The organism is Chryseobacillus diguaensis (assembly GCF_049220665.1).
Taxonomy (GTDB): Bacteria; Bacillota; Bacilli; order Bacillales; family Bacillaceae; genus Metabacillus_B.
In genome coordinates this window covers 174,537-186,392 of record NZ_JBMKNV010000002.1, presented here as the reverse complement: position 1 = coordinate 186,392, position 11,856 = coordinate 174,537, and the positions used below count along the sequence as shown (strand labels likewise).

At 40.6% G+C, this 11,856-nt stretch carries 11 protein-coding genes and 2 pseudogenes; 7 read left to right on the top strand and 6 right to left on the bottom strand.

The genetic code is table 11. The features are described from left to right. Nucleotides 1-20 precede the first annotated feature (20 nt). The 4 genes from ACOT8F_RS03735 to ACOT8F_RS03720 all read left to right on the top strand — a co-directional run bounded on the left by ACOT8F_RS03735 (nt 21) and on the right by ACOT8F_RS03720 (nt 2,835). The gene (locus ACOT8F_RS03735) at nt 21-230 is read left to right on the top strand and encodes a YheE family protein (protein WP_421650201.1); all 210 of its coding nucleotides are present in this window, start codon (nt 21-23) and stop codon (nt 228-230) included. Between the two features lie 53 nt (nt 231-283). Further along, nucleotides 284-466: a hypothetical protein gene (locus ACOT8F_RS03730; RefSeq protein WP_421650200.1), complete on the top strand. Its 183-nt coding sequence runs from the start codon at nt 284-286 to the stop codon at nt 464-466. Between the two features lie 68 nt (nt 467-534). Then, nucleotides 535-1,431, top strand: coding sequence for a PucR family transcriptional regulator (locus ACOT8F_RS03725; RefSeq protein ID WP_421650199.1), 897 nt, complete (start codon nt 535-537; stop codon nt 1,429-1,431). A gap of 279 nt (nt 1,432-1,710) precedes the next feature. Then, entirely contained in the window at nt 1,711-2,835 is a 1,125-nt protein-coding gene (locus ACOT8F_RS03720) for an ABC transporter ATP-binding protein (protein WP_421650198.1), read from the top strand. 41 nt (nt 2,836-2,876) lie between these two features. Here the strand turns inward: ACOT8F_RS03720 and ACOT8F_RS03715 are convergent, their stop codons facing one another. Then, a complete protein-coding gene (locus tag ACOT8F_RS03715; RefSeq protein WP_421650197.1) occupies nt 2,877-3,119 on the bottom strand; it encodes a hypothetical protein in 243 nt (80 codons plus the stop codon). Between the two features lie 266 nt (nt 3,120-3,385). Here ACOT8F_RS03715 and ACOT8F_RS03710 point away from each other — a divergent pair, with 266 nt between their 5' ends. The 3 genes from ACOT8F_RS03710 (at nt 3,386) to ACOT8F_RS03700 (ending at nt 5,708) form a co-directional block, all read left to right on the top strand. After that, the gene (locus ACOT8F_RS03710; RefSeq protein WP_421650196.1) at nt 3,386-3,598 is read left to right on the top strand and encodes an alpha/beta-type small acid-soluble spore protein; all 213 of its coding nucleotides are present in this window, start codon (nt 3,386-3,388) and stop codon (nt 3,596-3,598) included. Between the two features lie 135 nt (nt 3,599-3,733). Then, nucleotides 3,734-3,880, top strand: a complete 147-nt coding sequence (locus tag ACOT8F_RS03705) for a hypothetical protein (RefSeq protein ID WP_421650195.1) — start codon at nt 3,734-3,736, stop codon at nt 3,878-3,880. 331 nt (nt 3,881-4,211) lie between these two features. After that, nucleotides 4,212-5,708, top strand: a complete 1,497-nt coding sequence (locus ACOT8F_RS03700; protein WP_421650194.1) for a M1 family metallopeptidase — start codon at nt 4,212-4,214, stop codon at nt 5,706-5,708. A 150-nt stretch (nt 5,709-5,858) separates the two neighbouring features. On the opposite strand, the gene ACOT8F_RS03695 is transcribed toward ACOT8F_RS03700, so the two are convergent. The 5 genes and pseudogenes from ACOT8F_RS03695 to ACOT8F_RS03675 all read right to left on the bottom strand — a co-directional run bounded on the left by ACOT8F_RS03695 (nt 5,859) and on the right by ACOT8F_RS03675 (nt 11,715). Further along, nucleotides 5,859-7,025: a glycosyltransferase family 4 protein gene (locus tag ACOT8F_RS03695; RefSeq protein ID WP_421650193.1), complete on the bottom strand. Its 1,167-nt coding sequence runs from the start codon at nt 7,023-7,025 to the stop codon at nt 5,859-5,861. A 202-nt stretch (nt 7,026-7,227) separates the two neighbouring features. Continuing rightward, a pseudogene (locus ACOT8F_RS03690) lies at nt 7,228-7,753 on the bottom strand (GNAT family N-acetyltransferase). A gap of 25 nt (nt 7,754-7,778) precedes the next feature. Continuing rightward, nucleotides 7,779-7,904, bottom strand: a pseudogene (locus ACOT8F_RS03685) (SDR family oxidoreductase); the annotation flags it as partial. A 35-nt stretch (nt 7,905-7,939) separates the two neighbouring features. After that, nucleotides 7,940-9,961: an ABC transporter ATP-binding protein gene (locus ACOT8F_RS03680; RefSeq protein WP_421650192.1), complete on the bottom strand. Its 2,022-nt coding sequence runs from the start codon at nt 9,959-9,961 to the stop codon at nt 7,940-7,942. Then, complete coding sequence (locus ACOT8F_RS03675) at nt 9,958-11,715, bottom strand: ABC transporter ATP-binding protein (RefSeq protein ID WP_421650191.1); 1,758 nt, start codon at nt 11,713-11,715, stop codon at nt 9,958-9,960. The genes ACOT8F_RS03680 and ACOT8F_RS03675 overlap by 4 nt, the downstream gene beginning before the upstream one ends. Nucleotides 11,716-11,856 lie beyond the last annotated feature (141 nt).

The following is an 11,856-nucleotide window of genomic DNA, read 5'->3' as shown; positions in this document are numbered from 1 at the left end:
AGTTTAAGGGGCGATTCTAGATGATCACGCATTTTCAGTGGAGACCGCTGTATAAGCAGGCCGCATTGCCTGGCTGGCGCATTTCTTTTTATTTTAACGGTTCCCATTATGATGGCATATACCATAAATCAGGCTTGATTGAATGGGGCTCGGCTGCTCCTCCTAAGGATGACGAAGAATTGGTTATCCCGCAAATTCAAGAACTAATGCTGTTTCACGTATATGAGTAATTTTCTTTCCTTGTCGCAAACTAAAGCTATCAGAGCTTTAGGAGGTTATTTAAATGGATAAGGAAAAAAGTCAGGATACCCTTTACGAAGGGAAAGACAAAGCCTATTTGGACATTGACAGAATGATAAATGAAGGCATGTCAGGCGGTTCAGTCCACATGAGACAGGATACAGCGAATATTGAAGAGGCAAGAGATCTTCGGGATGAAGAACCTCCTGCCTCTGTTAAAGAGTGAGCCCGTTCACAGGGCTCGCTTTTTTTCGTTATAATAGGAGTACGAATTGGTTTAAAGGAGGCGCTGCAATGCATAAAAAGCTTTTTCAAAGATACAAACATGCCTATATAGACGGCTTCCATCCTGAAATGGAACATTATCTATGGTTCAAAACAGATGAAGGCGAATATTTTGGTTTACTGCAGAGTGCGCTTAAGCCTGAAGAAATAAAGCTGCTTATAGCGCTTTTTGACAGGCCGAAAATAGATGAAAAAATCCGTCATATGTCTCCTGCAGAATCCGCTTGGCATGCCTATTTATTTCAGGAAGGTTCTCTGCCGCTCAAGGAAAATGATGGCGGTGTCCGGTTCTATTATCTTTATTCCAAAGCTCCGCTTGACGATAAAGCCGCATTTTCAGAGGCTCTAAAAGGGACACTTGAAGACCCGATTATGTTTTGGAGAGGGAATCAAAAAGCTGTCATTGTGGACACAAAAGCAGCTGGAATCGCTGATCCTGAATTAATAAAACAGCTTTCCGATACATTGACAAGCGACTTTTTCATTGAACCGAATTTTCTTCTTGGCCAGCTGCACAAGATTGATCACAGCCTTTCAGGCAAATTTCAAAAGGAATATGCCTTCGCCGATGCCCTGAATGACGTGAGCCGCAGAAAGCTTCTCACCTTTTACGAAGCATTGCCGCTCCTTTTATTTGCGAGACCAGGACTGATTAATAGAGGTCTCTTATCTGAGTTTTTCCTCGAAGTGTTATCCGACCAGGAGCTTGTCGGCACACTCCGCGTTTATATGGACTGCAACCTGAATGCTTCTCTTGCAGCTAAAAAGCTCTACATGCACCGCAACAGCTTTCAATATCGGATTGACCGGTTTATTGAACGGACAGGAATCGATATGAAGCACTTTACAGAAGCATCTGCCGTGCATTTGATTTTATCGAATACGGATTATTTTGATGAAAGATGAAGTTTGATTCGAATCGTGCAGATTGAATCGATTATCTATGGGTTTGCTCCAGATTTCGTTTTTGGAAAGATTTTCGCGGGTGTTTGGATAGATTTCAGCTGCATTTGGATAGATTCTCGTTACCTGGTTACATTATTCAATTTCTCCTCTCCCCCCTATTTCGTGAAAGTGCACGAAAACCCTTACATTTTTTTGTGCACCTTGTCTATTTCTCCTTTTTGGCAAAACCATTACACTAGGAAATATAGAAAGCGCTTTAATATAGAGGAGGAAGTTACAATGGCAGAATTAAAACTTAATTCCATTTATAAAATTTATGATAACAAAGTAACCGCTGTACAAGATTTCAACCTTCACATTCTGGATAAAGAATTCATCGTATTCGTAGGCCCTTCAGGCTGCGGTAAATCAACAACTCTTCGTATGATTGCAGGTCTTGAAGAAATTTCCAAAGGTGATTTTACAATTGACGGCAAAAAAATGAACGATGTTGCTCCTAAAGACCGCGATATTGCGATGGTTTTCCAGAACTATGCACTTTATCCTCACATGAATGTTTATGACAATATGGCATTCGGTTTGAAACTTCGCAAATTCCCTAAAGAAGATATTGACCGCCGCGTAAAAAATGCTGCTAAAATTCTTGGCCTTGAACAATATCTAGACCGTAAGCCTAAAGCCCTTTCAGGCGGTCAGCGCCAGCGTGTAGCCTTAGGTCGCGCAATTGTTCGTGATGCAAAAGTATTCCTTATGGATGAGCCTTTATCTAACTTGGATGCTAAGCTTCGCGTGCAAATGCGTGCTGAAATCTCCAAGCTGCATCAGCGCTTGCAAACGACTACAATCTATGTAACGCATGACCAGACTGAAGCGATGACAATGGCTACACGTCTAGTTGTTATGAAAGACGGCATAATCCAGCAGGTTGGGGCACCGAAAGAAGTATATGAAAAGCCTGAAAACGTATTTGTGGGCGGTTTCATCGGCTCTCCAGCTATGAACTTCATGACAGGTACTTTAGAAGACGGCAGGTTCAATATGGGAAATGTTACGGTAGCTATACCTGAAGGGAAGATGAAATATCTTCGTGAACAAGGCTACTTGAATAAAGAAATTATCATGGGTATTCGTCCCGAAGACATTCATGATGAGCCGGTTTTCATCGATTCTTCAGCAGGTACAAAAATCGATGCTGTGATCGAAGTAGCTGAATTAATGGGTGCTGAAACAATGCTTTATTCTCAAGTAAGCGGCCAGGAATTCATTGCACGCGTAGACTCTAGAACGGATGTAGAACCTGGACAAACGCTCCCTCTTGCATTTGATATGAACAAAGTTCATTTCTTCGATAAAGATAATGAAAACCGCATTCGTCCTGCAAGCGAAGCTGTGGTTGCCATTTAATAGCGACTCAATAAAAGAATCCCGAATTCGGGATTCTTTTTTTATTCTCTTTCGATGGTTAATTCTTCATTTTGGCATCTTCTGCAGAAAAAAAGATGAATACACTGGTGTTTCTCAAGAGAATCTAATACTCCATCATATAATTTCATGCTGTCAATCTCCATATAAGCGCTGTAGTCATCAAGGTAATCTGTCAGCCGCCCGCTATCCTCCATCAAAGTCCCGCAACCCCTGCACTCTACCCATTTCACCTCAAAGCCATTACACAATGGACACATATCCATTCAACCGTTTCTCCTTTTTTCCTTATTTCTTCTTGTTAGATTGTATCCGCTCCATCAAAAGTATGTACTCTCAAAAAATTAAGAAAATTTACCAAAGGGAACGCATGTATATAAATTCGGCTCAAAAACATACTACCTATAACAGGCACACAGGATAGCCTGATCGATGGGTTAGCCAAGAGGCATATGAACTCATTATAGAATTCATCCGCTGGTGCAATCCCAGCAAACCCAGCCAAAAAACCCAATAAAGGAGTTGAAATGAAATGGCTCAAAGACAAAGCGGCTCTAACCAATTATTAGTTCCAGGCGCTTCTCAAGCAATCGACCAAATGAAGTATGAAATCGCTTCTGAGTTCGGTGTAAACCTTGGCGCTGAAACAACATCTCGTGCTAACGGATCTGTTGGTGGAGAAATCACTAAGCGTTTGGTTCAAATGGCTCAACAACAAATGGGCGGTTCTTTCCAACAACAATAAGAACTAAATAATATGACTTAAGGGAGGCATCAATTAGATGTCTCCCTTTTTAATGTTCGTTGCTAAGCGGTTTTTTTGGACAAATCCGAATGGAAAGACTTACAATGAAGGTACTTTAAAGCGGCGGTGAAAAGAATGAGAATTTCGTTATTTGGGAGTACAGGAAGAGCCGGTATGGAATTTTTAAAAAGAAGCCTTGCTGACGGCCATATGGTAAAGGCGTGCCTGATGGCGATTTTACCGGGAACTACCGCTATGAAGCGGACCTGCTCCCTGAACTGAAAACGGAAAAAGCATAACTGTTGCTGATACCGCTCACTTTCTTTATCAGGAACTGCAGCATCACCATTTTTCTAAAAACCGTGTCGGACTGGCTTATTTATAAGCAGGCATACAGCCTGCTTATTTTTTTTTGGCTTTTATAATATGAGTTTCTCCCTATGCATTCTAGCACCCTCTCCCATGAAAAAGGGCTCGTTTCGACATAACTCCTCACATCCAACCAGGATTCTTTACCCAGCAAAATAAAATGACAAAATCATACAAATGTTTCAAGGTTAATTATTTCGAATATTGAATTAATTATATTAGACTCATTAAGGGGGGAATCAAAATGACGAATAAAAGACAATTGAGAAAATGGGTTACCGGGTTTGCGATTGCCGCTTTAACAACAGGGCTTGCTCTCCCTGCACAAGCAAAGCAGGAAGGCTATTCTTCCAGCAAAGCAGCTTACAAATTTACCCAGCCCGTAAAGGTTCAGCAACTCGCTTCTAAAAATCTTGCTAAAAAAGTATCCGTAAATGATGACAAAGTGATGGGGCCTGCAGATCCTTCCTACAAAATGGATGTGAAGTACGACTCCAAAACGCACAAGCTTACAGGAAAGATGAATGTCAGCTTTAAAAACAATGTAAAAGATAATTTGAGTGAGCTCTATTTTAATTTATGGGGAAAAGCCGACTTTTTTAAAGATAATGGGGGCAGCATGGATGTATCAGACATCAGGGTTAATGGAAAAAAAGCAGAATCTGATGTGAAGGATACAGCTTTACATATCAAGAATCTGTCTCTTGTTAAAAACAGAACTGCCACTGTTACAATGAATTTTACTGTCAACTTTCCTGAGCAGCAGGACCGCTTTGGATGGTACGGGGATACAGTTTCAATGGGTAATTGGTTTCCGATCCTTTCTGTTTATGACGAAGAAGGCTGGAATGTGGACCCTTATTACAATGCTGGCGAATCTTTCTACTCCTTAACGGGTAACTTTGATGTGAAAGTTACAACAGACCGGAAACAGGTTATTGCCGCAACCGGAACGGAGGAAGGAAAACCGGCCATGGATGGCGAGCTTGCCACACACCACTACAAGGCAGAAAATGTTCGTGACTTCGCAATGGAAATGAACCCAACGTATAAAATTTTATCTTCAAAGGTAAATGGCGTTAAGGTGAATGTTTATTATGATGACAAATATGCAAAATATGCTGCTTCCCTGCTAGAGTCTGGGAAAGACAGCATTAAACTGTACAGTGAAAAGTTCGGCAAATATCCTTGGCCTGAACTGGATGTTGTTTCCATGGAGGGCTGGTTTGGAGGAATGGAATACCCACAGCTTGTTATGATCAGTTTAAATGAAAAAAGAAGCCAGGAATGGGTAAAATCAGTTAATGCCCATGAAATCGGACACCAGTGGTTTTACGGCATTATCGGAGATAACGAATACGACGAGCCATGGCTGGACGAATCCTTTGCAAGCTATGCGGCAGCTTTGTATGATAATAGTCTTGATGAATTGAATGTCCCGCCGCTTTCTGATACCTATTACCATGTCTCAAGCAAGGTCTCTGACTTCACTGCAAAAGGAGATCCGGGCATCAGCGCCTACTATTATATGATCTACGACTACGGCTCCACAACGTTAAACGACCTTCGCCTTGAATTGGGAGATGAAGCCTTCTACAAAGCGATGAAAGCCTACTTTAAAGAAAAGAAATTCGGCATTTCTACAACAAAAGACTTTATTTCAGCGATGGAAAGATCAACAAAACAAGATTTAAGCCCATTCTTCAGAGATCATCGCGTTTTTCCATCTGATCAAAATTAAACACCGACAGCTATTTACAGAAAATCCCGCAAAGTCCGGTTTTGACTTTGCGGGATTTTTTCGAATTGAGCTGGTTTTTTCGTTATTCCAATCCGTTTTTATCATGATTATAATAGAAAGATCCTGATTTGGAAAAGGATCGCTGCATAATCAGTCCTGAAAATGCTTCATGATCGTTTTGTACGCTTTTTCTGCAGTCAGCTCTTTCTCAGCATACATTCTACCATTTTCCCCCAAGCATTCCCTCATACCATCATCTGAAAGAAGCCTATTCAGATTTCTTTGAAAATGCTTCAGATTTCCTGTATAGCAAACAAGCCCGCATGCAGCTTCTTTGATAATAAAGGAGAAGTGAGTGAACGGATTTTCACAAGCAATGATAGGAAGGCCAGCGTTCATAAAGCTGCCGATGTGGGAAGGGACAACAGGAACTGACAATTGCCGGTTGAGCAAAATAAGGCCGATATCTGCATCACCCAGGAGTTTTTCCCTCTCAGTCTTCATGTTTGAAGATAGAAAAATGACATTTTTTAATCCTCTTGAATCAATAAGGCTCCTGTCTTCTTTTACGGTTTTCCCTGTTATGATAAAAAACAAATTTTCATTATCTCTGTTTTCCTCTGCAATATCCAATAAGAACGCCAATTCCTCTTCAGGTGCATGCTCAAATACTACGAGCTGAGTTTCTTTTTGAAGTTTTAGTTTTTCTCTGATGTGAGACAGATTTTGAAGAGGTTTCGTACTCCAATCTGCCAGATAATCCAGTTTTTTTCTAAAAGATAGTGGATATTGAGCAGCCAGGTATTTCATTGTTTCCGGAGAAATGCATCCTATCCAATTCGAATGATCATAAAGCCGTTTTTCTTTTCTTTTTAAAGAATAAAGAAGGATTGGATTATGGATTAACTCAAGATCCCTGTTCACATGCGGAAACAACCCTCTTAAAAGCAAATAGGATGAACATTGGTAATACTTTTTCAATATAAGGATCGTTTTAGAGGAAATGAGAGATGGTGTTGCAGAAACAATCAGATCAAAACCAATGCCTTTCAAATAATACCTTACTTGCCGCAAGAAAAATTTTGGCAGAAAAACATCCTTTAGATATGGATTATGGTGAAGAAAGTGTTTTCTCATTCGCAAAACAGTGACGGATGCTTCTACTGTCAGCATGGTTCCTTTTTCAATGGAATGATCCTGGCAGGAAACAATATAGACGTTATGCCCGTTTCGGGAGAACTCTTCAGCAAGCAGGGCATATTTATTTTCGAATTGGGAGTCAGCAGGGTATGAATCCAAAATCAGTAAAACATTCATCTTTCCTTCACTTCCATTTGGGGATTTCACAAAAAGATACTGTCAGCTACTATTTAATTTTATATGAAAAATGGAAGGAGCTTGTTCCACCAAATAGATAAGAATGTGTAAGATTTTTATAACATGGATCTTTAGTGGAAGAATCCTTTGAATTTTAAGGAGATGCGTTGTTATCTTAATCATTAGGTATAACACAGGCACATCACAAATCAGACATATTCACCTTCCAAATCATGTGGTCATTGCCTTGTCCCCAGTAATTCTTTAACAAATAATCCGGTTCTCCAAATTTCTTTTTCCAAATTTTTTGGGCGGTCATGTATCCGCTATCTAAACAAAAATCGTCCTTTCTTTTGAAGTGTTTCATACATTTCATGTAATAAAGAATTACCGAGCCCTTTCCGCTGATAGTCAGGGTGTACAAAAACGGTTCCTATTTCAACCAGGTCTTTTAAAGCTTCATTTGTATACTGAATTATAAGATCGCTCGCTGGACCATATTCGATCGATCCGATGATTCTATTTCCATCTAATGCAATCAAAAAGAATCTATTCTTTCCATTACTATCAAAATCACTTTTCAAATATTTTTTCTTTTCTTCCATTTCCGCTATGATATCGCTGTGTTTATCTCCTATACCTTCTTTAATGAAGGTATCTAAAATGACCCTTTCAAAAAATGGAGTAAGCTTATTGATGTCCTCATGTTTTGGTCTTCTAATTTCCAAGGCCGATCCCCTCCGGCACAATAAATTAACTCCAGAAAAAACCGCCTTCTGAATGGAACACTTGGCCAGTTATCCATTTTTCATCATCACTGGCCAGGAAAGCGATCGTACTGGCTGCATCTTCCAGAAGCCCGATGCGCCCCTTAAAAAAAGAGGATGCAGCTTTTTACAGGCTGCATCCTGATATTATCCTGCAAGCGTCTTTTGTTTCCCCTGCTGCAGTTTATACATTTGAAAGTACTTTCCTTCTTTTTTCATCAATTCGTCGTGGCTTCCGCGCTCAACGATTTCTCCTTTTTCAAGGACAAGAATTTGATCTGCATTTTTAATAGTAGATAATCGATGAGCAATGATAAATGTCGTTCTGCCTTTTTTCAGAACTTCAAGGGCGTCCTGAATGATGGATTCTGTTTCTGTATCAATGCTTGCGGTTGCTTCATCCAAAATTAAAATAGCAGGATCATAAGCAAGAGCCCTGGCAAAGGAGATTAGCTGACGCTGGCCGGAGGAAAGAGTGCTTCCCTTCTCCACCACAGGTTCGTTAAAGCCTTCTGGAAGATGCTTCAAAAGCTCTTCTGCCCCAACATCTCTCAGCGCCTTTTCAATTTTCTCTCTTGGTATTTCTTCATTTTCAAGACTGACATTGGAAGCAACTGTACCAGTGAACAAGAATGGATCCTGAAGAACGATTCCCATATGCTTTCGGACTTCCTGGCGCGACATTTTAGAAATGTCTTTTCCGTCTATCGTGATAGTACCTTTTTGAAAATCATAGAACCGGAAAAGGAGGTTCATTATTGAGCTTTTTCCTGAACCGGTATGACCGACTAGGGCAACTGTTTCTCCTTGCATTGCTTCAAAGCTGATATTCTTCAAAACATAATTGTTATGGCTATAGGCAAATGAGACATCATCAAAGGCAACATTTCCTTTATAACGGGTACTTCCCGGGTCATCCACATCTGTTCCCTTTTTATTTAACAGCTGAAAAACACGCTCAGATGCAACACGCGCCTGTTCAAGCTGAGCAAACTGATTGACGATTCCTGTAATAGGCTGGAATAGCCGATTTAAATAATCAACGAATGCGTATAGGACGCCCAGTGAAACGGCTGAAGCTGCATGCAGAGATGCTCCTCCGAAATACCAGATGAGAGCCACGAAAGCGACATTTCTTATAAACCCGACCATATTGTGAGAAAGAAGGGAATTCAGGCTGAGAAGCTTTCTTTGGTACTCAAAATGAGTTTCATTCAATTCTTCAAATTCCTTATTCATTTCCTTTTGTCGCCGGAACGCCTGGATAATGGTCATCCCTTGAATGGACTCATTGACCATTGCGTTTATATCGCTCACCAGCGACCGGATTTTATGGTTGTATTTAGAGGCAAATTTCCGGTATATAATTGCCCATACGACCAACAGCGGTACAATGACAAGACAAATCAGGGCAAGTTTTGGCTCAAGGAGAAATAGGGCAATGAATATTCCCGTAATATAAATTCCGCTTGTAAAGAAGGTTGCGAGTACTGCCACATAAAGCTCCCGGATAGCTTCCGTATCGTTTGTAACACGCGCTACAATTTTCCCTGCAGGAAGATTGTCAAAGTAGTTGATTGGCAGACGCTGAATATGTTCAAAAATGTCCTCCCGCATTCTTTGAATAATCCGATTTGACGTTATTTGAAGGAAATAGCGCTGTCCATAATTGAAAAACGCAGCCAGAACAAGGAGTCCAAGATAAATAGCCATCAGCTTGATAACGCCATTTACTTCAGGCTTATAAAATGCAAGAAGATCATCATTTGAAAGCTTTGCAGCAGAATAAACTGCTTTTTTGCCGTTTCTTTCAAACGTTAGTTTATTTCCTTCTGCGATTCTTTTCCCATCGAAGCTAATAGCAGATGGAATAAAGTAATAATCCCGTTTCACCTGGATGATTCGAATTTGTTTTCCCTTTGCTTCCCAAGGAGCAAACCGGTCACTCCGTTTGTATGTTGCCCCTTTGTATCTGACGCTTTCACTTGAGGGCGTTTTCGTTTCATACCATGGTTTTTCAATCCCAAGAATATGCTGATCAATCATGTTTTTCGCAATAAAAGGCCCAGTCAGTTCAGCAAACACGGCTACTGAAAGCATGATAAGTGCCAGTATTAACGTTTTTTTATAAATGAGCGCGTATCGAAAGAGTTTTTTTCCAGTGTTCATGCGCTCACCCCGCTTTCATTTTCAGCTTCGATCTGCTGACGTTCATATTGTTCTTGGTACCAGCCATCTCTTTTCATTAATTCAGCATGAGTTCCTTCATCTATGACGGAACCGTTATCCATGACAAGGATGCGGTCTGCATGCTCAACTGCTGATAAACGGTGTGTTGTGATAAAGGTTGTTTTATCAGCCCGTTCACGGCGGATGTTTTCAATAATGGCGGTTTCTGTTTTCGCGTCAACAGCAGATAAGGAATCGTCCAGTATGAGAATTTCCGGATCAATCAAAAGTGCTCTAGCAATTGAAATCCGCTGTTTTTGTCCTCCAGATAATGCAACCCCTTTTTCTCCCACAAGCGTTTCGAGACCCTTTGGCAGCATCTCAAGGTCTTTTCGGAAAAATGCAGAATCAATGGATTTTTGGAGTTCTTCCTCTGTACCATACTTTTTCCCAAACAGTATATTTTCTCTTACCGTTCTGGAAAAAAGGACATGATCCTGAGGAACATAGCCAATCCATTTTTGAAGTGTTTCCATTGGCAGCTTTTCAATTGGAACACCGGAAAGGGTTAGTTCTCCATTACCAGTTGGATACTGGCGAAGAAGCTGTTTAATAATGGTTGTTTTTCCGCTGCCCGTCTTGCCCACGAGACCAATCGTTTCACCGCGTTTTACTGTGAATGAAATATTTTGTAAATTCTCAACCTGTGAAGTTGGATATTGAAATGTTACATTTTTGAACTGGATGCTTGTCGGAAGGTCTTTTTCTATCAGTTCATTGGCATTTTTCACATCCGGCTCATAGGCTAACGTTTCGTTCACCCGATCCAGAGAGGCATTTCCCCGCTGCATGATGTTAATTAATTCACCGATCGCAAACATCGGCCAGATCATCATGCCAAGATAAACGTTAAAAGAAACGAGTTCACCGAGTGTGAGTTCTCTGTTAAATACCATATACGCTCCGAATCCAAGCCCGATCATGTAACTGATCCCAACAAGCAGCTTTACTGTCGGATCAAACAAAGCATCAATTTTCGCAACCTTCACGTTTTTTTGATAAACATCATCTGTCATTTTGCTGAACCGCTTCACATCTTCTTTTTCCTGAACAAATGCCCTGATGACTCTCACTCCTGCCACGGATTCGAGTACTTTGTCGTTCAAGTCTCCAAACGAATCCTGAGCGGCCATGAACCGTTCATGAATATGCTTGCCGAACCGGCTGATAATAAAAGCCATAATAGGCAGAGGAATGATTGCTGCAATTGTAAGCTTCCAGCTGATAATAAAACCCATTGTAAGCAGGATCGTCAGCATATACATGCTGGAGTCAACAAGTGTTAGAATACCAAATCCAGTTGTCAGCGAAATCGCCTTTAGATCGTTCGTCGCCCTTGCCATTAAATCTCCAGTACGGTTCTTCTCATAAAAGGTTGGTGTCATTCGGAGCAGCTGTCCCATAAACTTGGTCCTGAGAATTTTTTCAATCAGATTGGCGCCGCCAAACAAGTTATACATCCAGAAATAAGTGCATGTATAAGTTGTCAGCCCAAGTCCGAGGAAAAAGAAAATATATTTAACCAGCAGGCTTCCTGAGAAAGAACCCTGATCAATCTGATCGATAACGGACCCTAAAATTTTTGGTGGTATGACCTCAAGAATATTGACTATTAACAGCAAAACAATCGCAACAGTATATCGCTTCCAATACGCTTTAAAAAACCATTTTAATTTTTTTAATACAGAAAACATCGCGTCATCTCCTTTTTCATATTTACTAACCGCTCTCTGGATCTCCTTTTTCCACTGCTCGCTTCATTAATCTTGTTCTCATAGCTTTTTCCTCCCAAATTTCAAATTAGTTTATTAATAGAAAAAAAGGCATACTGCGAT